The organism is Achromobacter sp. 2789STDY5608615, from assembly GCF_001298995.1.
GTDB classification, from domain to species: Bacteria; Pseudomonadota; Gammaproteobacteria; order Burkholderiales; family Burkholderiaceae_B; genus Achromobacter; species Achromobacter insuavis.
The window spans coordinates 92,631-112,870 of record NZ_CYTY01000010.1 but is presented as its reverse complement, the minus strand read 5'-3'; the positions used below and the strand labels follow the sequence as shown (position 1 = coordinate 112,870).

Sequence of the window (20,240 nt, the reverse complement as noted above, 5' to 3'; positions counted from 1 at the left end):
AGCGTGGAGAGCGAGGCAATGAACCCCAACGAACAGAAGCTGCAGTATCCCTGGGCCGATTTCCAGCCCGAGGCCGGCCGCGCCCACCAGGTGGCCGAGGGCGTCAAATGGATCCGCATGCCGCTGCCGTTCGCGCTGGATCATATCAATCTCTGGCTGCTGCGTGATCGCATCGACGGCCGCGACGGCTGGACCATCGTCGACTGCGGCATCTCGCGCGACGAGGTCAAGGCGCTATGGGAAAAGGTGTTCGAGAACGAACTCGAGGGCCTGCCGGTGCTGCGCGTCATCGTCACCCACATGCACCCCGACCACATCGGCCTGGCCTACTGGCTCTGTGAACGCTGGGATGCGCGGCTGTGGATGACCATGACCGACTTCATGGTCGCGTCGCTGTGGTCGTCGCGCCGCAATGACGCCGGCGCTGGTCCCGGCGGCCAGTCGGCCGTCGACCACTTCGCCCGTCACGGACTGACCGATCCGGACGCGCAGGAACAGATCCGCCAGCGCGCCAACTACTTCCCCAACCTGGTGCCGGCGGTGCCCGCGCGCTACACCCGCATCATGCACGGCGACCCGGTGCGCATCGGCGCGCGCGACTGGCGCGTCATCGTCGGCTACGGCCACGCGCCCGAGCACGCCTCGCTGCATTCGCCCGACCTGGGCGTGCTGATCTCCGGCGACATGGTGCTGCCGCGCATCTCCACCAACGTCAGCGTGTTCGACTACGAGCCCGACGCCAATCCGTTGCCGCTGTACCTGCGCTCGCTCGACGGCTACGCCGACGTGCCGCGCGACACGCTGGTGCTGCCGTCGCACGGCCGGCCGTTCAAGGGCCTGCACGAACGCATCGCGCAGCAGCACGAGCATCACCGCGACCGCCTGGCCGAAGTGCTGGAAGCCTGTGCGGCCGCTCCGCAATCGACCTCGGACATCGTGCCGGTGCTGTTCAAGCGCAAGCTCGACCTGCACCAGCTGACCTTCGCCATGGGCGAGGCGCTGGCGCACCTGCATGCCTTGTACTTCGAGGGCAAGCTGACCCGCGCCACCGGCGCGGACGGCATCGTGCGCTTCAAGGCGGCCTGACGCGGTATTGCGCCGCGTTGCGCGGCGGCCTTCCGCGGGCGCGAGCCGGCCGTGTCAGCGCGTGGCCGTCGCCAGCCGCACCGCCAGCCCCACGAACACCAGCGCCGCGATGCGGTTGAGCCAGCGCTTGGCGGTGACCGAGCGTTGCAGCAGTTCGCCGAACGCGCCCGAGAAGAAGGCGATGGCGCCGAACACCAGCAGCGTGGCCAGCATGAACACCGCGCCCAGCTGCACCGTCTGCCAGCCCACCGAACCCAGTTTGGGCGAGGTGAACTGCGGCAGGAAGGCGAAGAAGAACAGCAGCACCTTCGGGTTGGTCAGGTTCATGACGATGCCGCGGCGGTACAGCGCGGACGTCTTCATCGGCGCCGGCCGTTCGCCATCCTCGGCATGTACCGGCGCCCGCAGGATCTGCCAGGCCAGATAGGCCAGATACGCCGCGCCGGCCAGCTTCAATACCGTGAAGGCCACCGGCGAGGCGGCGAACACCGCGGCCAGCCCCAGCGCCACCGCGGCGGTATGGCCCAGCAGGCCGGTGCACAGCCCCAGCACCACGAACAGCCCGGCCTTGCGGCCCCAGATGGCCGACTGCATCAACACGAACAGGTTGTCGGGTCCGGGCGTGAGGGCCAGCAATACGGCAATGCCGAAGAAAGCGATCAGGGAATCGAAGGGCAGCATGGGGTCTCGCCAGGGTCGGGCGGCGCCTTGCGCGCCGGCAATCAAGTGGCATCATACGAGGAAACCAAGGAGACACCATGTCCGCCGTACCCGAATCCGCTGCCGCGCGCCCCGACGCTGCGCTCGAAGGCTGGCTGCGCGCGCGCCACAGCTGCCGCGCCTTTCTGCCCGGGCCGGTGCCGCGCGCCACCATCGAACGCATCCTGACGCTGGCGCAGCGCACCGCGTCCTGGTGCAACTGCCAGCCGTGGCAGGTGACGGTGGCCTCGGGCGACGGCGCGCGGCGTCTGAGCCGGGCCCTGGTGGAACGCGCCGGGCAATCGGGTTTCACGCCCGACTTCCCGTTTCCGCGCGAGTACCAGGGCGACTACCTGGCGCGGCGCCGCGAGTCGGGCTTCCAGCTGTACGGCGCGGTGGGCGTGGCGCGCGGCGACCGCGAGGCCTACCGCCGCCAGGAGCTGCGCAACTTCCAGTTGTTCGACGCGCCGCACGTGGCCATCATCACCACCGACGAGGCGCTGGGCGAATACGGCGCCATCGACTGCGGCGGCTACGTCGCCAATTTCCTGCTGGCGGCGCAGGCCAATGGCGTGGCCACGGTGGCCCAGGCCTCGCTGGCGATGTATCCCGAAGTGCTGCGTGAGCAGCTCGGCATCGGCGCCGACCGCCGCGTGGTCTGCGCCATCTCGTTCGGCTACGCGGACGCCGCGCATCCGGCCAACAGCTACCGCACCCGCCGCGCCGACCTGGACGCGGCGGTGCGCTGGATCGACTGACACCGGACCGGGGGCGCGACATCCGCGCGCGTTCCTGCTACGGTTCGGATTCCCCACAATACGCAAGCACTCCCTCTTGAAGATGGCTACCAAACACATCGATACGGTTTTGCAGCACGCGGGCACCGCCCCGTTCAACCCCGAGACGGGCACCGCGCCGGTGCCGCTGCCGCCGATGCGGGCCAGCACGGTGCGCTTCGAGAACCTGGCGGCGCTGGAAAAGGCCCAGCGCACCAAGGCCGCCGGTGGCCGCGCCACCACCTACGGCCGCATGGGCATGGACACGCACGCCGCGCTGGAGCAGGTCTTCGCGCAGCTCGAAGGCGGCACCCACGCGTATCTCGCGCCGTCGGGCCTGTCGGCCATGACGATGGTGATGCTGGCGTTGTGTTCGGCCGGCGACCATGCCCTGATCTCCGATTGCGTCTACGGCCCGATGCGCGAGCTCGACGATGCCGTGCTCAAGCGCATGAACATCGCCGTCACCTACTTCGCCGCCGGCGAGGACCTGGACGCGCTGGTGCAGCCCAACACCAGGCTGCTGTATGTGGAATCGCCCGGCTCGCTGCTGTTCGAGATGCTCGACATGGGCGCCATGGCCGCCGTCGCGCAGCGCCACGGCCTGGTGCTGGCGACCGACAACACCTGGGGCTCGGGCTACATCTACCGGCCGCTGACGCTGGGCGCGCAGGTGTCGGTCATCGCCGGCACCAAGTACGTGGGCGGCCACTCCGACCTGATGCTGGGCGCGGTGGTCACCAATGACGAAGCCATCGCCAGGAAGCTGAACCGCACGCAGTACGCGATGGGTTATTCCATCAGCGCCGACGATGCCTGGCTGGCGCTGCGCGGCGTGCGCACCATGCCGATCCGCATGGCGCAGCACGCGCGCCACGCGCTGGAGGTCTGCGAGTTCTTCAAGCAGCGCCCCGAGACCGTGCGCCTGTTCCACCCGGCCTGGCCGCAGGATCCGGGCCACGCGCTGTGGCAGCGCGACTGCACCGGTTCCAACGGCATGCTGTCCGTCGAGTTGCGCCTGTCGCCGGCCGCGGCGCGCGTATTCGTGGACGAACTGGAACTGTTCGGCATCGGTTTCTCGTGGGGCGGCTACGAAAGCCTGGTGCAGCTGGTGTCCCCCAAGGACCTGTCGAAGCACCGCTATTGGGGCGAGGGCGAGAACGCGCTGGTGCGCCTGCACATCGGCCTGGAGTCGCCGCAGGACATCATCGCCGACCTGACCCAGGCGCTGGACAAGGCCGCGGCGGTCAAGGGCTGACCCCGGCGCGACCGCGGGCCGGGCCGTGCCCGGCCGACGCGCCATCCCCACCCGCGACGAAGGCCGGCGCAAGCCCTTGCGGCAAGGCGCCGCCGTATGTCAGGCGTTGGCGCGGATCCACGCGCCGATGCGCGCGGCGATGTCGTCGCTGTTGTCGTCCATCATCGGCATGTGCGAATTGCCGCGGATGCCCATGTCGGCCAGTCGCCAGCGGGTGACGCGGCCGCCCCGTGCCGCCAACTGGTCGGCGTAGGCCTGCCCGGCCGCATCCAGCCTGGCCCATAGCGGCGTGGCGTCGAGATAGTCGCCATAGACGAACAGGAATGGCTTGCCCGCCACCGCCGCCGCGTCCACTTCCGCCGAGAACCCCGACGGCTCGATGCCGATGACCCCGCGCACCAGTTCCGGCCGCGCCTGCAGCGCGCGGTAGGCCACTTCGCCGCCATGGCTGTGCGCCAGCACCAGGCACGGGCCGATGCGTTCCAGCGCGGCGCAGAAGCCCGCCAGCGCCGCATCGTTGTTGCCCAGCCAGCGCGGCACGGCGTGGCGGATGAAATCATCGAAGGCCGCCAGCGGAAAGCGCTGGCCGTCGAAGGCGCGGCGCTGCGCGTAGTCCTCGGCGCGGCCGACGCGGAACAGCGACCAGCTTTCCTCGGCGTTGCGCACGATCGGCGCATCCGGCCAGACCTCCTCGAACGGCGTCCAGCCGGCGCGGCCGCGCTCGACGTTGTCGACCACATAGACCGCGTGGCCCTGCCGCACGAAATGCTGCAGCCAGCCGTGCCGGCCGTCCGGCGTCTGTTCCCACATCACGCCGGTCATGCCGCCGCCGTGCAGCAGCACCAGCGGCAGCGGGTGGCGGCGCGCGGCGGGGATGAAGTACTGCACGTAGGCCTGCTCGACGTGGTACAGCCCGTTGGGGTCGTACGTCAGCGAGGCGGTCTTGGTGAAGGCGATCTCGCGCACGGGGCGGCCGGCGATATGGGCCTGCCGCCCGCCCGCGTAGAAGCTGCCGAAATCGGCCAGCGCCAGGGGGCCTATTTCTTGACCAGCGAGCATTGGCTTTCCGACAGGGGCCAGGCGAGCGAGTCGCCGGGAATGGTGCGCACGATGTTGTAGTAGTCCCAGGGCGCCTTGGACTGGTCGGGCGATTTCACCTGCGCCAGCATCATGTCGCGCACCACCAGGCCGTCTTCGCGGATGTGCGCGTTCAGGCTGAAGGGGTCGTCGATCGGCATCGACTTCATCTTCGCCATCACCGCGTCCGAATCGGTCGTGCCGGCCGCCTGCACCGCGCGCAGGTAGTGGCGCACCGAGCTGTACACGCCGGCCTGCAGGAAGGTGGGCGGGCGGCCCAGGCGGGCCTCGAACTTCTTGGTGAAGGCGCGGGTGCCGTCGTTCATGTCCCAATAGGACGGCACCGTCAGGTAGGTGTGCTGCGCGGCCTGCAGGCCCAGGCTGTGCACGTCGGTCAGCAGCAACAGCATCGCCGCCAGCTTCTGGCCGCCGCTGGAGATGCCGAATTCGGCCGCCTGCTTGATCGCCGAGATGGTGTCGCCACCGGCGTTGGCGACGGCGATGATCTGCGCCTTGGAGGCCTGCGCCTGCAGCAGGAACGAGGCGAAGTCCGAGGCGTTGAGCGGATGGAACACCGTGCCCACGACCTCGCCGCCGTTGGCCTTGACCACGGTCTCGGTGTCGGCGGCCAGCTGCTTGCCGAAGGCGTAATCGGACGCCAGGATGAACCAGCGCTTGTTGCCTTCCTTGACCACGGCGGTGGCGGTGCCGCGCGACAGCGCGTAGGTGGTGTAGGTCCATTGCACGCCATAGGGCGAGCATTGCGCCTGCGTCAGCGCGGTGGTGCCGGGGCTGGAGAACAGCACCAGCTTCTTCTTTTCGCGCGCGATGCCCTGCACCGCCAGCGCCACCGATGAATTGGGCACGTCCACCACCACGTCGACGCCGTCGGTGTCGTACCACTTGCGCACCATGCTGCTGCCGATGTCGGGCCGGTGCTGGTGGTCGCCGGACACCAGCGACACGGGCTTGCCGAGCACGCTGCCGCCCAGTTCCTCGATTGCCAGGCGCGCGGCCTCGACCGAACCGCGTCCGGTGGCGTCGGCGGTGACGCCGGCCATGTCCGTCAGGACGCCTATCTTCACGCCATCGGCGTCATTGGCGTGCGCGCTCAGGCCGGCCAGCGCCAGGCACGCGCCCAGCGCCGCGCGGCGCAGGAATTGCTGTCTCATTTGTCTTCCACCCTTGTAGGCCGCGCGGGGCGGCGAATTATTGTGGGAGGAAGTGTAGCCCGCGGCGCGGCGTTTGCCGCGTCCGCGCGCCCTGGGGATGACCCCATGAAAAACGCCCCGGCCGGAAGGCGCGGGGCGTTTTCAGGAACGTGATTCAGGCGCGGGTCAGTTGCCGCGGGCCATCGGGATCAGCTGGTTCACTTCCTTCAGGGCGCCTTCGTAGCTGTTGCCCGCCATGACCGGCGAGGTCATGAACTTGCCGCCCACGGCGAAGGACGGCGTGCCGTCGATGCGATAGGCCTCGGCCAGCTGGTTGGCGCGCTGCACCTGGGTCTGGACGCTGAACGAGTCGAACACCGAGTCGAACTTGGCGCGGTCCACGCCTTGCGAGGCGGCCCACTCGCCCATGGCCTTCTTGTCGATCAGGCGCTTGTGCTCGCCGTGGATGGCGGTGAAGACCTTGGCGTGCAGGTCGGGGCGATCCAGGGCCAGCAGCGTGTAGTACAGCTGTTGCAGCGGCTTCATGCCGGCGTTGAAGGCGATCGGCACCTGCTTGAGCACGACGTCTTCGGGCTTGGTCTTGGCCCAGTCCTCGACCATGGGTTCCATGGCGGCGCAGTGCGGGCAGGTGTAGGCGAAGAATTCCAGGACCTCGATCTTGCCCGGGGTATCCGACGGCAGCGGCGGATTGATCGGCACGTAGGCCTGGGTGCCCTGGGCGTGGCTGACCGGGCTGAAGAACGCGGTGGCGGTCAGCGCGGCGGCTGCCAGGATGCGGATGAGCTTGGGGGACAGCATGATGGGGTGAGGTTCCTGAACAAAGAGGTTACAGACAGGGCCAGGCCCGGATTAGTTCAATCAAAAACCATGATGGGGGCGCCGTGTTACTGGCGCACCACCGCCGTTTCAATCTTGTTTTCGCCCAGTCGGCCGCGGGCGCGGTTCATGTCGTCCAGGCGGGCGAACGGACCGACGCGCACGCGGTTGATCGGCTTGCCGTTGACCTCGGCCTTCTGCACCGCCACCGGCAGGCCCAGCAGGATGATGCGGGCCTTGAGCGATTCGGCGTCGTCCTGACCGCGGAAGGCGCCGGCCTGCAGGTAGTACGAGCCATTGGCCGACGCCGTCGGGGCGGCGCTGGCGACCGGCGCCTTGGCCGCGGGCGCCGGGGTCGGCGCCATCTTGGCGATGGGCGTGGGCGGCGCGCTGGCGGCCGGCGCGGGCGTGGGGGCCACGGCCGGCGCGGCGGCGGGGGTGTTGTTGGAGGTCGGCAGGGTGGCGATCAGCGCGCCCAGGTCGTCAGGCTTGCGCGACGGCTCGGTGCCGGCGGCGCCCGGCAGCGGCGCGGGCGCCGTGGCGGTCGGGCCGGTGGGCGACGAACCCGCGGCGCCGTCGCGGCCATACAGGCCGGCGTTGGGGTCCGGCGCCTGGCGCGGGTCGGGCAGCTTGCCAGCGTCGCCCTGCCGCGTGGCGCGGTCGACGAACGGCACGGGCGCCTTGGTGACGTAGAACGCCACGACGGCGGCCACGATCAATCCGATGAGCAATCCGGCCAGCGCCCCGTACAGGGTGCTGCCGCTTTCGCCTGACCGGCGGGTGGGTTTGCGCTTGGTGGCCATGTACCGATGTTACATCCGCTCGGGGGCGGACACGCCCATCAACGCCAGGCCGTTGGCCAGCACCTGGCGCGTGGTCGCGGCCAGGCGCAGGCGCGCCAGCTTGAGCGCGGTGTCGTCGACCAGCACGCGCTCGGCGTTGTACCAGCCGTGGAAGTCCGAGGCGCAGTCGCGCAGCCAGAAGGCGATGTGGTGCGGGGCCAGTTCCTGGGCGGCCAGCGCCACCACGTGGGGGAATTCGGCCAGGCGCTGCATCAGCGCGAATTCGCTCGGGGCGGTCAACAGGGACGCATCGGCCGCGGCCACGTCCGCCGCCGGCATGCCGGCGTTGTTGATGACCGAGCAGATGCGCGCGTGGGCGTACTGGATGTAATAGACCGGGTTCTCGTCGCTCTTGGACAGCGCCAGGTCGACGTCGAACACGAATTCGGTGTCGGCGCGGCGCTGGATCAGGAAGTAGCGCACCGCGTCGCGGCCGACCCAGTCGATCAGGTCGCGCATGGTCACGTAGCTGCCGGCGCGCTTGGAGATCTTGACCTCCTGGCCGCCGCGCATCACCTTGACCATCTTGTGCAGCACGTACGACGGGTAGTCCTTGGGAATGCCCTCTTCCAGCGCCTGCAGGCCGGCGCGCACGCGCGCCACGGTGCCGTGGTGGTCGCTGCCCTGGATGTTCACGGCGCGGTGGAAGCCGCGTTCCCACTTGGCCTTGTGGTAGGCCACGTCCGGCACGAAATAGGTGTAGCCGCCCTCGCTCTTGCGCATGACGCGGTCTTTGTCGTCGCCGGTGCCCAGCTCGGTGGTGCGCAGCCACAGCGCGCCGCCTTCCTCATAGGTATGGCCGCCGGCGATCAGCGCCTTGACGGTGGCCTCGACCCGGCCCGACGTGTACAGCGAGCTTTCCAGGTAGTAGTTGTCGAACTTCAGGCCGAACGCCTGCAGGTCCAGGTCCTGCTCGCGGCGCAGGTAGGCCACGGCGAAGGCGCGGATGTCGTCCAGGCTGTCGATGTTGCCGGTGGCGGTGACGGGTTCGCCGTCCGAGGCCTGCAGGGTCTTGCCGGCCTGGAAGTCGCGGGCGATGTCCAGGATGTAGTCGCCCTTGTAGCCGTCGGCGGGCCAGTCGGGCGAGTCGGTCGTCAGGCCGCGGGCGCGCGCCTGCACGCTGATGGCCAGGTTCTCGATCTGGTTGCCGGCGTCGTTGTAATAGAACTCGCGGGTCACGTCCCAGCCGATGGCGTCATACAGGCGGCACAGGGCGTCGCCCAGGGCGGCCTGGCGAGCGTGGCCGACGTGCAGCGGGCCGGTGGGGTTGGCGGACACGAATTCCACCAGGATCTTCTCGCCGCTGCGGGCGGCGCGGCCAAAGGCCTCGCCCTGCTCGGCCACGGCCGCGATGACGGCCTGGCGGGCGGCGGCGGTGACGCGCAGGTTGATGAAGCCGGGACCGGCGATTTCAGCGCTTTCCACCAGGTCGCGGGCGCCGGGCTGCGCCAGCAGCGCCTCGACGATGGCCTGGGCCAGTTCGCGCGGGTTGCGCTTGGCCGGCTTGGCCAGCTGCATGGCCACGTTGGTGGCGACGTCGCCGTGGGCGGCGACCTTGGGGCGCTCCAGCAGCACGGTGGCTCGGGCCGTATCGGCCTGGGCGTCGGGCAGGCTCTGCGCAACCGCGGCCTGGATCAGGGAAATAAGCTGTTTTTGTTGCTCGAGGAGCATGGGCGTCTGGAGAAGTTCTGGGTGGGTGACGAAGGCGTCGGGCCGGGGGCGCGTACGGGCCCGCCGGCGGCGCCGGGGGCAGGATCGGCCCGGCGGGCGCGCCGCTCGGGGCACGACCGCGCCTGGGCGCCGGATTCTCGGCCGCCGCGGCTTGCGCCGTCACGGGAATCTCCTGAATCATAGCTTGATTTGGCGGCCGCCACCGGGCGCGGCCCCCCGTCCGGCCGGGCCGCCGCAAGGGGCCAGTTGGCATCCCCAGGGCGTTGCGGTAGTGTATGGAAGGTATTCAATAGTGAGGGAGACCGGAATGTGCTGATTACATTTCACTCCAAGGTCGTGGCCGAAGTCCTGATGCTGACCGACCACGCCGGCGTCCTGCTGCAGGCGGCGGGCAAGTCCTTTGGCGACAAGATCCCCGAGCGCGGGGTTTTCACCGTCGACCAGCTCGGCCCGGCCATCCAGGGCATCCAGAAGGCCATCGAGGAATCCCAGGGCGGCCACGACGAGGACGAGGAAGACGAGGACAAGGCGCCCGTGGCCCCCATGGCGCGCGCGGTCGGCCTGAAGGAACGCGCCTTTCCCCTGCTGGACATGATGCGCCAGTCGCAGGCCGCCGGCGCCGAGGTCACCTGGGAAGTCTCCCGCGGCTGGTAGGCAATGTCGCCGGACGGACAATCTGTCCGGCGATTTTTCCCTACCCTTTGCGGCTGACGCCATTTCAAGGAATCCCTGCCATGCGCAGCGACATCACCATCGTTTTCGATACCCGGCGCTCGCTGGACCTGTCGGCCAACGTCGAACCCAGCCCGCAGCGCCAGAACGACGCCCGCGACTGGTTCGACGGCGCCTGGGAAACCCTGGGCTGTGAACCCCTGCGCCCGAGCGGCAAGGTGCTGCTGCTGGACAAGGTGCTGGGCGTGGCCGACGCGCTCGGCTACGACATCCTGTCCACCGACGCCAAGGAAGCCCGCGAGTTCGCCGAGCACCTGGCGCTGGCGCTGGAGCGCCCGCGCATCACCGTGGACCTGCCCGGACTGACGGTCGGTTACTGACCGCCTGGCCGCGCCAATGAAAAGACCCCGCATGACGCGGGGTCTTTTGTTTTCCGGGGCGGATCAGCGGATGCCGGCGCGCATGAACGACTGCACGAACTGGCGCTGGAACAGCAGGAAGGCGATCAGCAGCGGCGCCGCCGACATCAGCGTGGCGGCGGTGATCACCGACCAGTCGATGCCCTGGTCGGTCGACGAGAACACCTGCAGGCCCACCGTCAGCGGCCGCGATTCCACCGAGTTGGTGATGATCAGCGGCCACAGGAAGTTGTTCCAGTGGTGGCTGACCGACACCAGCCCGTAGGCCACGTAGATCGGCTTGGCCAGCGGCACGTACACCTTCCACAGCACCTGCAGCGCGTTGGCGCCCTCCATGCGCGCGGCCTCTTCCAGCTCGCGCGGCACCGTCTTGAAGGTCTGGCGCAGCAGGAAGATGCCGAAGGCCGAGGCGAAGTACGGCAGGCCGATGGCGAACACCGTGTCGCGGATGCCGAGTTGGTTCATGGAGCGGTAGTTCTCCACCAGCAGCACGTCCGGCATGATCATCAGCTGCAGCAGCACCAGCATGAAGACGAAGTCGCGGCCGCGGAACTCGAAGCGCGCGAAGGCGTAGCCGGCCAGCGTCGACAGCACCAGCTGCGCCGCCAGCACCATCGTCACCAGCAGGAAGGTGTTGGCGAAGTAGCGCGGAAACGGCGCGGCCTGCCAGGCCCGCGCGAAGTTGTCGAGCGTCAGCGGCGCGAACAGATCGAAGCGGGTGGCGTAGGCCGGCGGGTGGAACGCCGCCCACACGGCATAGGCCAGCGGCAGGATCCACAGCAGGCCCAGCGCCCACGCGCCCAGGGTATCGAGCTTGTCTTTCATTGGTAGTGCGTCCTGCGGTCCAGCCAGCGGAACTTGATCAGCGCCGTCAGCGCCAGCACCACCAGCAGCACGACGGTCAGCGTCGCGGCGTAGGCGGTGTCCCAGAAACTGAAGCCCACCTGGTAGATGTAGTACAGCAGCAGCGTGCTGGCGTTGTCGGGCCCGCCGCGGGTCATGACCACCACGTGGTCCACCAGCCGGAAGGCGTTGATCAGCGCGTTGATCAGCACGAACAGCGTGGTCGGCATCAACAGCGGCCACAGCACGCGCCGGAAATACTGCCAGCGCGAGGCCCCTTCCAGCATCGCCGCCTCGCGCAGCGACGGCGACACCGTCTGCAACGCGGCCAGGTAGAAGATCATGAAGAAGCCGGATTCCTTCCACACCGTCACCAGCATCAGCGCCGGTAGCGCGGTTTCGCGGTTGCCGAGCCAGTTGGGGCCGGGCGAGCCGAACAGCTGCATCACCTGCGCGATCAGGCCGTACTGCGGGGTGTAGAAGAACAGCCAGATATTGGCCACCGCCACCATCGGCAGCACCGTCGGCGTGAAGTACGCCATGCGCAGGAAACCGCGCCCGCGCAGGTTGCGGTTGACCCACAGCGCCATGACCAGCGCGATGCCGATCGAGGTCGGGATGGTGCCCAGCGCGAACCACAGGTTGTTCCAGAGCGACTGCCAGAACACCGGGTCGTCGCGCATGACCGCGTAGTTGTCCAGCCCGACGAAGCGGGCCGGGCGCGCGCCCTTGGGAGTGGAATAGAAGCTGTGCCAGAGCGTCGCCAGCGCCGGGTAATGCGTGAACGCGGCGAGCAGCACGATGGCTGGCAGCAACAGCAGCCAGCCATAAAGCGCATTCAAAGAGCGGCTCATCGTGCTTGCGGGATCACTTGTAGGAACGCAGTATGCGGTCGGCTTCGCGCTGGGCGTCGGTCAGCGCCTGCTGCGGCGTCTTCGAACCCGTCAGCGCCGCCTGCAGGGCGTCGTTCAGGGTCTTGGTGACGCGCTGGTTCTCGTGGGTCGAGAATTCGGCCACGCTCACCTGCAGCTGGTCGCGCGCCACGGCGGCGGCCGGCACTTCCTGCGCGTACTTCTTCATCTTCTCGGTCTGCCAGGCGGCCGGCGTCACGGCCACGTAGCCGGTGGCGATGCTCCAGTCGGCGGCGCGCTCGGGCGTCGTGGCCCATTGCGCGAACTTGAGCGCGGCCTGCTGTTGCTCGGGCGTGCCGCTCTTGAAGATGTAGAAGTTGCCGCCGCCGGTCGGGCTGCCGCCGCGCTTTTGCTGCGGCATCATCGCCACGCCGAACGGGAAGTCGGCGTTCTTGCGGATGTTGGTCAGGTTGCCGGTGGTGGTCCAGATGATGGCGGCCTTCTTTTCCAGGAAGTCCTTGGGCGTGGTGCCCCAGTCGATCGTGCCGGTGGGCATGATCTTGTGCTTGGCCGACAGGTCGCGCCAGTACTGCGCGGCCTCGACCACGGCGGGCTTGTCCAGGTAGACCTCGTTGCCGGCCTCGTTCATCAGGATCGCGCCGTTGGGCGTGGTCAGGGCCTGGAACAGCCAGTAGGCGAAGGCGCCGCCCGACGGGATCTCGATGCCCCACTGGGTGGTGTTGCCGCTGGCGTCCTGCTTGGTCAGTTTCTTGCCGTACTCGACCAGCTCGGCCCAGGTGGCGGGCGCGCGCTCGGGATCCAGGCCGGCGGCCTTGAACAGATCCTTGTTGTAGTACATCACGATGGTCGAACGCTGGAACGGCACGCCCCAGGTGTGGCCGCCGGTGCGGCTGTTCTGCATGAAGGCGTCGTAGAAGCCGCCCAGCCATTTCTTGTCGGCGTCGCTCTTGGCCAGGCCATCGATCGGCACGATGGCGTCTTCGTCGATCAGCGTGAACATGTCGGTCGACAGCAGCACGGCCAGCTGCGGCGGCGTGCCGCCCTTCAGGGCGGTCAGCGCCTTGGCGATCGAATCCTGGTACGAGCCGGCGTAGATCGGCTTGATCTTGATGCCGGGGTTTTCCTTCTCGAAGTCCGTCACCATGTCGTCGACGATCTTGGTGATCGGGCCGCCCACGGCGACCGGGTAGTAGAACTCCACTTCGACGGGCTTCTGCTGCGCCTGCACGGGCAGCGACAGGCAGGCGGCGGCAAGGCTGGCGGCCAGGGTCTTGAGTACGATGCGTCGCATGATTGCGTTTCCTTTCCTGTGGATTGGGCGTCTTCAGCGCCCGACGGTGTTGATGACCGCCGAATCGGCGGCAAAGAAATGCTGTTGCTCGGCCGGCCACGACAGGCGCAGCGCCTCGCCGGCGCGGGCCCGCAGATGGCCGCCCACGCGCACCGCCACGCCGCCGCTGTCGCCGATGCGGCAGACCACGATGGAATCGGCGCCGAAGTACTCCACGCTTTCCACCGTCGCGGCGATGCCATCGCCGTCGATGCGGATGTGCTCGGGCCGCACGCCCAGCTTGGCGGCGCCTTCCGGCGCGCCCGCGATGGCCGGACCGTGGGTGCCGGCGATCACGGTGGCGCCCTGGAGCGGCATCAGGTTGATCAGGTTCATGGGCGGCGTGCCGATGAAGCGCGCCGCGAATTCGCTGGCCGGACGTGCATACAGGCCGTCGGGCGTGTCGTGCTGTTCGATCTGGCCGCCGCGCAGCAGCACCACCTGATCGGCCATGCTCATGGCCTCGGTCTGGTCGTGCGTGACGTAAACCATGGTGATGCCCAGGTCCTGCTGCAGCGCGCGGATCTCGCGCCGCATTTCATGGCGCAACTGCGCATCCAGGTTGGACAGCGGCTCGTCCATCAGGCACACCGGCGCTTCGGAGATCACCGCGCGGCCCAGCGCCACGCGCTGTTGCTGGCCGCCAGACAGTTGCGACGGCTTGCGGTCGAGCAGATGGCCCAGGCCCAGCAGCGAGGCCACGCGTTGCAGGCGGCGGTCGTAGTCGCGCGCCGGTTCCTTGCGCACCTTCAGGCCGAACAGGATGTTCTCGCGCACCGACAGGTGCGGAAACAGCGCATACGACTGGAACACCATCGAAATGCGGCGCTTGGCGGGCGGCAGCTGGGTGACGTCGCGGTCGCCGATGCGGATGGTGCCGGACGTGGGCGTGTCGAGTCCGGCGATCATGCGCAGGGTGGTCGACTTGCCGCAGCCCGAAGGGCCCAGCAGCACGGTGAAGCTGCCGGCCGGCACGGTGAAGCTGACGCCGTGGATCGCGGCCGCGCCGCCGTATTGCTTGGTGAGGTTATCCAGAACGATGGATGACATGCTGTCTCTTGGATCTAATTTTCAGATCCGTCTGCGGCGCGTGCGATGAAAACCTTTTCATTGTGCAGCGCAATCATGACGGAGATATGGCAAGGCATAGTGTTTGTAATCGAGATCGGGGCTCAGGCGAAGGGATACGGCCCGGGGTATTCCCCAATCACGGCGTGATGGGTGACCAGCGCGCCGTCGTGCCACCAGTGCAGCTGGTAGCCCGGCGGTTCCATGATGTACTGCAAGGTCGGGCGCGGCCCCAGTTCCAGCGCCAGCTGGTGCGCGGTGCCCGGACAGGTCGAGGCGATGGTGCCGCCGAAGCGGCGGAAGATGGTGCGGTGCAGGTGGCCGCACAGCACCCGCTCCACGCGCGGATAGCGCGCCACGATGCGCTCCAGCTCGGGCGCGCCGGCCAGCAGGCCGATCGCATCCATGTGCTCGATGCCGGTCAGGAACGGCGGGTGGTGCATCAGCACCAGCGTCGGCCGGTCGGGCTGTTCGGCCAGCCGCGCGGCCAGCCAGCCCAGGCGCTCGTCGCACAGTTCGCCGTGGCTCTTCATCGGCACCACCGTGTCCAGCGCCAGCAGGCGCAGCGGATAGGTTTCGACCGCGTACTGGATGAACGGCCCCTGCCCTTGCAGATAGCCATGGTCGGGAAAGGCCGCGCGCAATTGCGCGCGGTCATCGTGGTTGCCGGGCAGCAGGAAATACGGGATTTCAAGCGCCTGCAGCTGCTCGCGCAGCGCCTGGTATTCGTGCGCCTTGCCCAGGTCGGTCAGGTCGCCGGTGATCAGCACGCAGTCGGGCCGCGGCGTCAGGGCGTTGAGGGCGCGCACCGCGGGGCCGAGGAAGGCGGCGGGATCGATGATGCCGTAGGCCTTGTCGCCCGGGGTGCGCATGTGCAGGTCGGTGATCTGTGCGATGAGCATGACGCGTGTCTCGTTTTTTATCTGTTCTGGAAGGTTCAGCGGCGCACCGGCGCGGCGGTGCCGCCGACCACGATGCAGTGCGGCAGGCGGCTCGACTGCGGCGGCTGGCCATGGATCTGCGCCAGCAGGTTCGAGCAGGCGGCCTGGCCGATGCCGTCGCTGGGCTGCGCCACGGTGGTCAGCGACGGCGTCAGCAAGGCGCCGAAGCGCATGCCGTCGAAACCGCAGACCGAAATATCGGACGGCACCGACAGGCCCAGCGCCACCAGGTCGGCAATGACCGCCGTGGCCAGCAGGTCGTTCGAGCAGAACAGGGCCGTGGGCGCCTGCTTGCCGCGCAACGCACCCTTCAGGGCGTCGGCGTCGCTGCCGGTGTGCGAGCTCATGGCGATGTGCTGGATGGGTTCCAGCCCCAGCTTCTTGGCGCAGGCGCGGGCGCCCGCCAGGCGGCGGCGCGCGCGGTCCGATGCCGTCAGCGGGCCGGTCACGATGGCGATGCGCCGGTGCCCCAGCGCGGCCAGGTGCGAAACCATGTCGATGGCCGCCGCGCGATTGTCGACAGAGGCATAGGGATGGGCGGCGGATTCGTTGTAGACCAGCACGTAGGGCATGCCGGCGCTGTCCAGGTCGTCCAGCGTGGCGCTGCGGGCGGCGTCCGCCACGGTCAGGATCAGGCCGTCGACCTGGTGGTCGATCAGCCCCTGAACCGCCGCCGATTCCACCGCCGGGTCATAGCCGGTGGCGGTCAGCATCACGCTGTAGCCGGACTCGCGGGCGCGGCGCTCGGCGCCTTCGAAGCACTCGGCGAATACCGGATTGGACAGCGTCGGCAGAATCAATCCGATCGTGCGGGTGCTGCCCGAACGCAGGCTGCGGCCGACGCGATTGGGCCGGAAGCCCGCGCGTTTGGCGATGGCGCGGATGTGCGCCAGCGTATCCGGATGGACGATTTCGGGCTGGTTGAACGCGCGCGAAACCGTGGCGGGGGAAACCCCCGCCTTGCGGGCCACTTCGATGATGGAAAAGCGGGGCGATGCGCGCGACGCCATGGCTACATTGCTGCCAGTTTGCTGAAAACGTTTTCATCTTACAAGACAAATATGACCTTTGTGTTGCACCTGTTTGCGCTATGCTGTTAACGACGCAACAACATAAAGCCAGGGCGCGGCGCCGCATGAAATCCCTGTGAAAACCCTTTTTTTAGTGGTTTTCCCAATTGACGCGACGCGCACAATGGCTGGGTTTGTCACAGCCGGCCGGCATCATGCCGCCAGCCGGATCGGGATAAACCCCAGGTCAAGGGGACCGGGTGCGGAAGTCAGTACCGTGCATCTTGCACGGCACCGGGATAGAGGAAAGGATCATGTCTACTGCCTTAAACAGACTTGGCGCGCTTGAAGCGGCGCGCAAGCTGCAACGGCGCGAATTGACTGCGGTGCAATTGGTGCGCGCCTGCTTTGCGCGCATCGAACAACGCGAAAACACCATCCATGCCTGGACGGCGCTGCAAAAGCAGGCCGCCCTGGACCACGCGGAAGCCCTCGACCGGGGCGCGTTGCGCGGTCCGCTGCATGGCTTGCCGCTGGGCGTGAAAGACCTGTTCGACACCGTCGACCTGCCCACGCGCTACGGCTCGCCCATCTACGAACGCCATCGCCCCGGGCTGGACGCGGCCGCCGTGGCGCTGTGCCGCCATGCCGGCGCCATCGTGATCGGCAAGACCGTCACCACCGAATTCGCCACCTACCAGGCCGGCCCGACCCGCAATCCGCGCAACGAGGCTTACACCCCCGGCGGCTCCTCCAGCGGCTCGGCCGCGGCGGTGGCCGACGACATGGTGCCGTTCGCGCTGGGATCGCAGACCGCGGGCTCCATCATCCGCCCGGCTTCGTATTGCGGCATCGTCGGCTACAAGCCCACCTTCGGCGCGATCCCGCGGGCCGGCGTGAAGAGCCTGGCCGAATCGCTCGACACCGTGGGCGGCTTCGCCCGCTCGGTGCCGGACGTGGCCCTGTTCGCCTCGGTCCTGATGCGCGATCCGCGCCTGCTGGACCTGAGCTACGACGCCAAGCCGCGCATCGGCATGTACCGCAGCCTGCAGTGGCGCCATGCCCAGTCCGAGACCAAGGAAGCCTTCGCGCAGGCCGCCGCCACGCTGTCGCGCGCCGGCGCCCACGTCGAAGAGGTGCCGCTGCCGCCCGAGCACTGCATGCTGGTGCAGCTGCACGCCGACATCATGGCGTTCGAGTCGTCGCAGTCACTGGCCTATGAACGGCTGGAGCATGCCGCGCAGCTCAGCCCGAAGATCCAGGCGATCCTCGAGGCCGGCGCGCAGATCACCGCCGAAGAGCGCATCAGGAACCTGGCGCGGGCCGCCGAATCGCGCGCCCGCGTGGACGGCTGGTTCGACAAGTACGACGTGCTGCTCGCGCCCGCCGCCAGCGGCGAAGCGCCGTTCGCCGACCTCGGCACGGGCGACCCGCAGTTCTCGCGCGCCTGGACCCTGTTCGGCCTGCCGTGCCTGAACCTGCCCTTCGCCACCGGCCCGCAAGGCCTGCCGGTGGGCCTGCAGCTGATCGGCAAGCGCTACGATGACCATCGCACCCTGGCGATCGCCGCCTGGATCCACGAGCGGCTGCTGGCGGCGCGCGAGCCCGACATCGGCGCCTCAGACATGTGGCCGCGGGGCTGAGCCGGACCCTCGACCCGCCGCGCCAAAAAGAAAGCCCGCCGGATAAAGGCGGGCTTTTTTTGTGCGGAGCGGCTTCACCGTAAGAAGCGCGCGGGGGACGCGGCGGCGGTAACCGCCACGCCCGCGGCCTGGCGGCGGATCACGCGGCCTCGGCGGCTTCCTGTTCGGCGGCGACGGTGCCGGCGTTGATGTGACGGTTCACCGCGCTCAGCACGGCCTGGAACGAGGCCGTGACGATGTCGCGGTCGATGCCCACGCCGAAGCCCGTGCTCGAATCACCGACGCGCAGTTCCACATAGGAGGCGGCGCGGGTGTCGGTGCCGGTGCCGATGGCGTGCTCGTGGTAGTCCATGATGCGCACCGGCACGTCCAGCGCGGCCACGAAGGCCGAGATGGCGCCGTCGCCCTTGCCCGTCACGATGCGGCGTTCGCCGTTGTATTCGAGTTCGGCCTCGATGCTGAAGTGCTGGCCTTCACCGGCCGACGGATTGCCGTCGATGCGGTGGCGCACCAGCTTCCACGGGGTCTTCTGTTCCAGGTATTCGCGGTTGAAGATGGTGTGCACGTCGTCGGCCGTGACTTCGCGGCCGGTCTCGTCGGTGACGCGCTGGATGGCGCGGCTGAATTCGATCTGCAGGCGGCGCGGCAACACCAGGCCGTGCTCCTGTTCGAGCAGGTACGACACGCCGCCCTTGCCCGACTGGCTGTTGACGCGGATCACGGCGTCGTAGCTGCGGCCGAGGTCGGCCGGGTCGATCGGCAGGTACGGCACTTCCCAGACGGCGTCGGGCTGTTGCAGGGCAAAGCCCTTCTTGATGGCGTCCTGATGCGAACCGGAGAAGGCCGTGAAGACCAGGTCGCCGGCGTACGGGTGGCGCGGGTGCACGGGCAATTGGTTGCAGTACTCGGCGCAGCGGCGCACTTCATCGATGTCCGAGAAGTCCAGGCCCGGGTGCACGCCCTGGGTGTAGAGGTTCAAGGCCAGCGTGACCAGGTCGACGTTGCCGGTGCGCTCGCCGCTGCCGAACAGGCAGCCTTCGATGCGGTCGGCGCCGGCCATCACGGCGAATTCGGCGGCGGCCACGGCGGTGCCGCGGTCATTGTGCGGGTGCACGCTCAGGACGATGCTGTCGCGGCGCGCCAGGTTCTTGTGCATCCACTCGATCTGGTCGGCGTACAGGTTGGGGCTGGTGGCCTCGATGGTGGCGGGCAGGTTCAGCACCATCTTGCTTTGCGGCGTGGGCTGCCAGACGTCGGCCACGGCGTTCGAGACTTCGAGCGCGAATTCGGGCTCGGTGGTGCTGAAGACTTCGGGCGAGTACTCGTAGCGCCACTGGGTTTCCGGACGCTGCGCCACGTATTGCTTGATGAGACGCGTGCCGGTGGTGGCGATGTTCTTGATTTCGTCCTTGCTCATGTTGAACACGACCTTGCGGAAGGCCGGCGCGCAGGCGTTGTACATGTGGACGATGGCTTGCTTGGCGCCCGCGGCGGCTTCCACGGTGCGGCTGATCAGGTCTTCACGCGACTGCGTCAGCACGATGATGGTGACGTCGTCGGGGATGCGCTTTTCGTCGATCAGCTTGCGCACGAAATCGAAGTCGGTCTGCGAGGCCGACGGGAAACCCACTTCGATTTCCTTGAAGCCGATCTTGACCAGCTGCTCGAAGAGGCGGAGCTTGCGCTCGACGCTCATCGGCTCGATCAGGGCCTGGTTGCCGTCGCGCAGGTCGGTGCTCATCCAGATCGGCGGCTGCGTGATGCGGCGGCTGGGCCAGGTGCGTTCGGAGAAGTCGCGGGTGAACGGCGCGAAGGGGACGTATTTGGTGGCGGGGTTGGCAAGCATCATCACTACACCTCGATCGGTTTCTTGTGAATCCCGGGATCGGTTTCCTCGGCCGGCATGCGGCCGGGTGGCGGCCTGGTGCCAGGGTTGGCCGCGTTCGCGCGGCGCAAGATTCAGTTTTGAAAAGGGGAAATCGCGTGTGGCAAGCGTGGCTGCCGAGCTACCACGGGGACACTAGGCCCGGCAACCGATCGGTAGG

19 protein-coding genes are annotated in these 20,240 nt (G+C 68.3%); 6 read left to right on the top strand and 13 right to left on the bottom strand.

Annotated features, from left to right (window positions below; genetic code table 11):
• The first annotated feature begins 18 nt into the window (after window positions 1-18).
• On the top strand, window positions 19-1,086 hold the full coding sequence (locus AOZ49_RS11105) for an MBL fold metallo-hydrolase (protein WP_054475309.1): 1,068 nt from the start codon (window positions 19-21) through the stop codon (window positions 1,084-1,086).
• Window positions 1,087-1,140: 54 nt separating this feature from the next.
• Here the strand turns inward: AOZ49_RS11105 and AOZ49_RS11100 are convergent, their stop codons facing one another.
• Window positions 1,141-1,767, bottom strand: a complete 627-nt coding sequence (locus AOZ49_RS11100) for a LysE family translocator (protein WP_054433924.1) — start codon at window positions 1,765-1,767, stop codon at window positions 1,141-1,143.
• A gap of 77 nt (window positions 1,768-1,844) precedes the next feature.
• Here AOZ49_RS11100 and AOZ49_RS11095 point away from each other — a divergent pair, with 77 nt between their 5' ends.
• Window positions 1,845-2,543, top strand: a complete 699-nt coding sequence (locus AOZ49_RS11095) for a nitroreductase (protein WP_054475307.1) — start codon at window positions 1,845-1,847, stop codon at window positions 2,541-2,543.
• An 82-nt stretch (window positions 2,544-2,625) separates the two neighbouring features.
• Window positions 2,626-3,819 (top strand): cystathionine beta-lyase, encoded by a 1,194-nt coding sequence (gene metC / locus AOZ49_RS11090; protein WP_054433956.1) that lies wholly within the window; start codon window positions 2,626-2,628, stop codon window positions 3,817-3,819.
• Between the two features lie 99 nt (window positions 3,820-3,918).
• Here metC and AOZ49_RS11085 read toward each other — a convergent pair whose 3' ends face one another.
• From AOZ49_RS11085 to argS, 5 genes are all read right to left on the bottom strand, one after another.
• Window positions 3,919-4,878, bottom strand: a complete 960-nt coding sequence (locus AOZ49_RS11085; protein ID WP_054475302.1) for an alpha/beta hydrolase — start codon at window positions 4,876-4,878, stop codon at window positions 3,919-3,921.
• Window positions 4,857-6,068 carry an ABC transporter substrate-binding protein gene (locus AOZ49_RS11080; protein ID WP_054475297.1) on the bottom strand — a complete coding sequence of 404 codons (1,212 nt, stop codon included), beginning with the start codon at window positions 6,066-6,068 and terminating at the stop codon, window positions 4,857-4,859. The genes AOZ49_RS11085 and AOZ49_RS11080 overlap by 22 nt, the downstream gene beginning before the upstream one ends.
• 165 nt (window positions 6,069-6,233) lie before the next feature.
• The gene (locus AOZ49_RS11075; protein ID WP_054433928.1) at window positions 6,234-6,866 is read right to left on the bottom strand and encodes a thiol:disulfide interchange protein DsbA/DsbL; all 633 of its coding nucleotides are present in this window, start codon (window positions 6,864-6,866) and stop codon (window positions 6,234-6,236) included.
• Window positions 6,867-6,952: 86 nt separating this feature from the next.
• On the bottom strand, window positions 6,953-7,687 hold the full coding sequence (locus AOZ49_RS11070) for an SPOR domain-containing protein (protein WP_054475295.1): 735 nt from the start codon (window positions 7,685-7,687) through the stop codon (window positions 6,953-6,955).
• Window positions 7,688-7,696: 9 nt separating this feature from the next.
• Window positions 7,697-9,397, bottom strand: coding sequence for an arginine--tRNA ligase (argS, locus tag AOZ49_RS11065; RefSeq protein ID WP_054475293.1), 1,701 nt, complete (start codon window positions 9,395-9,397; stop codon window positions 7,697-7,699).
• 309 nt (window positions 9,398-9,706) lie between these two features.
• Here argS and AOZ49_RS11060 point away from each other — a divergent pair, with 309 nt between their 5' ends.
• Window positions 9,707-10,051 (top strand): DUF1840 domain-containing protein, encoded by a 345-nt coding sequence (locus AOZ49_RS11060; RefSeq protein WP_054475291.1) that lies wholly within the window; start codon window positions 9,707-9,709, stop codon window positions 10,049-10,051.
• Window positions 10,052-10,131: 80 nt separating this feature from the next.
• Window positions 10,132-10,449: a hypothetical protein gene (locus AOZ49_RS11055; RefSeq protein WP_006386976.1), complete on the top strand. Its 318-nt coding sequence runs from the start codon at window positions 10,132-10,134 to the stop codon at window positions 10,447-10,449.
• Between the two features lie 63 nt (window positions 10,450-10,512).
• Here the strand turns inward: AOZ49_RS11055 and AOZ49_RS11050 are convergent, their stop codons facing one another.
• The 6 genes from AOZ49_RS11050 to AOZ49_RS11025 all read right to left on the bottom strand — a co-directional run bounded on the left by AOZ49_RS11050 (window position 10,513) and on the right by AOZ49_RS11025 (window position 16,552).
• A complete protein-coding gene (locus AOZ49_RS11050) occupies window positions 10,513-11,313 on the bottom strand; it encodes a carbohydrate ABC transporter permease (RefSeq protein WP_054475289.1) in 801 nt (266 codons plus the stop codon).
• A complete protein-coding gene (locus tag AOZ49_RS11045; RefSeq protein ID WP_035359840.1) occupies window positions 11,310-12,185 on the bottom strand; it encodes a carbohydrate ABC transporter permease in 876 nt (291 codons plus the stop codon). The genes AOZ49_RS11050 and AOZ49_RS11045 overlap by 4 nt, the downstream gene beginning before the upstream one ends.
• 13 nt (window positions 12,186-12,198) lie before the next feature.
• Entirely contained in the window at window positions 12,199-13,494 is a 1,296-nt protein-coding gene (locus tag AOZ49_RS11040; protein WP_054475282.1) for an ABC transporter substrate-binding protein, read from the bottom strand.
• Window positions 13,495-13,527: 33 nt separating this feature from the next.
• Window positions 13,528-14,583, bottom strand: coding sequence for an ABC transporter ATP-binding protein (locus tag AOZ49_RS11035; protein WP_054433933.1), 1,056 nt, complete (start codon window positions 14,581-14,583; stop codon window positions 13,528-13,530).
• 122 nt (window positions 14,584-14,705) lie between these two features.
• A complete protein-coding gene (locus tag AOZ49_RS11030) occupies window positions 14,706-15,503 on the bottom strand; it encodes a phosphodiesterase (protein ID WP_054433934.1) in 798 nt (265 codons plus the stop codon).
• Window positions 15,504-15,538: 35 nt separating this feature from the next.
• On the bottom strand, window positions 15,539-16,552 hold the full coding sequence (locus AOZ49_RS11025; protein WP_054475278.1) for a LacI family DNA-binding transcriptional regulator: 1,014 nt from the start codon (window positions 16,550-16,552) through the stop codon (window positions 15,539-15,541).
• A 314-nt stretch (window positions 16,553-16,866) separates the two neighbouring features.
• Here AOZ49_RS11025 and AOZ49_RS11020 point away from each other — a divergent pair, with 314 nt between their 5' ends.
• Window positions 16,867-18,195 carry an amidase gene (locus tag AOZ49_RS11020; RefSeq protein WP_054475273.1) on the top strand — a complete coding sequence of 443 codons (1,329 nt, stop codon included), beginning with the start codon at window positions 16,867-16,869 and terminating at the stop codon, window positions 18,193-18,195.
• Window positions 18,196-18,334: 139 nt separating this feature from the next.
• On the opposite strand, the gene leuA is transcribed toward AOZ49_RS11020, so the two are convergent.
• Window positions 18,335-20,044, bottom strand: coding sequence for a 2-isopropylmalate synthase (leuA, locus tag AOZ49_RS11015; RefSeq protein ID WP_054475268.1), 1,710 nt, complete (start codon window positions 20,042-20,044; stop codon window positions 18,335-18,337).
• Between the last annotated feature and the right edge of the window lie 196 nt (window positions 20,045-20,240).

What these genes read in the sequence shown, in the direction of transcription:
- AOZ49_RS11105 (WP_054475309.1), top strand. Translation starts at nt 19, where the DNA reads ATGAACCCCAACGAACAGAAGCTGCAGTATCCCTGGGCCGATTTCCAG.
- AOZ49_RS11100 (WP_054433924.1), bottom strand. Translation starts at nt 1,767, where the DNA reads ATGCTGCCCTTCGATTCCCTGATCGCTTTCTTCGGCATTGCCGTATTG.
- AOZ49_RS11095 (WP_054475307.1), top strand. Translation starts at nt 1,845, where the DNA reads ATGTCCGCCGTACCCGAATCCGCTGCCGCGCGCCCCGACGCTGCGCTC.
- metC (WP_054433956.1), top strand. Translation starts at nt 2,626, where the DNA reads ATGGCTACCAAACACATCGATACGGTTTTGCAGCACGCGGGCACCGCC.
- AOZ49_RS11085 (WP_054475302.1), bottom strand. Translation starts at nt 4,878, where the DNA reads ATGCTCGCTGGTCAAGAAATAGGCCCCCTGGCGCTGGCCGATTTCGGC.
- AOZ49_RS11080 (WP_054475297.1), bottom strand. Translation starts at nt 6,068, where the DNA reads ATGAGACAGCAATTCCTGCGCCGCGCGGCGCTGGGCGCGTGCCTGGCG.
- AOZ49_RS11075 (WP_054433928.1), bottom strand. Translation starts at nt 6,866, where the DNA reads ATGCTGTCCCCCAAGCTCATCCGCATCCTGGCAGCCGCCGCGCTGACC.
- AOZ49_RS11070 (WP_054475295.1), bottom strand. Translation starts at nt 7,687, where the DNA reads ATGGCCACCAAGCGCAAACCCACCCGCCGGTCAGGCGAAAGCGGCAGC.
- argS (WP_054475293.1), bottom strand. Translation starts at nt 9,397, where the DNA reads ATGCTCCTCGAGCAACAAAAACAGCTTATTTCCCTGATCCAGGCCGCG.
- AOZ49_RS11055 (WP_006386976.1), top strand. Translation starts at nt 10,132, where the DNA reads ATGCGCAGCGACATCACCATCGTTTTCGATACCCGGCGCTCGCTGGAC.
- AOZ49_RS11050 (WP_054475289.1), bottom strand. Translation starts at nt 11,313, where the DNA reads ATGAAAGACAAGCTCGATACCCTGGGCGCGTGGGCGCTGGGCCTGCTG.
- AOZ49_RS11045 (WP_035359840.1), bottom strand. Translation starts at nt 12,185, where the DNA reads ATGAGCCGCTCTTTGAATGCGCTTTATGGCTGGCTGCTGTTGCTGCCA.
- AOZ49_RS11040 (WP_054475282.1), bottom strand. Translation starts at nt 13,494, where the DNA reads ATGCGACGCATCGTACTCAAGACCCTGGCCGCCAGCCTTGCCGCCGCC.
- AOZ49_RS11035 (WP_054433933.1), bottom strand. Translation starts at nt 14,583, where the DNA reads ATGTCATCCATCGTTCTGGATAACCTCACCAAGCAATACGGCGGCGCG.
- AOZ49_RS11030 (WP_054433934.1), bottom strand. Translation starts at nt 15,503, where the DNA reads ATGCTCATCGCACAGATCACCGACCTGCACATGCGCACCCCGGGCGAC.
- AOZ49_RS11025 (WP_054475278.1), bottom strand. Translation starts at nt 16,552, where the DNA reads ATGGCGTCGCGCGCATCGCCCCGCTTTTCCATCATCGAAGTGGCCCGC.
- AOZ49_RS11020 (WP_054475273.1), top strand. Translation starts at nt 16,867, where the DNA reads ATGTCTACTGCCTTAAACAGACTTGGCGCGCTTGAAGCGGCGCGCAAG.
- leuA (WP_054475268.1), bottom strand. Translation starts at nt 20,044, where the DNA reads ATGATGCTTGCCAACCCCGCCACCAAATACGTCCCCTTCGCGCCGTTC.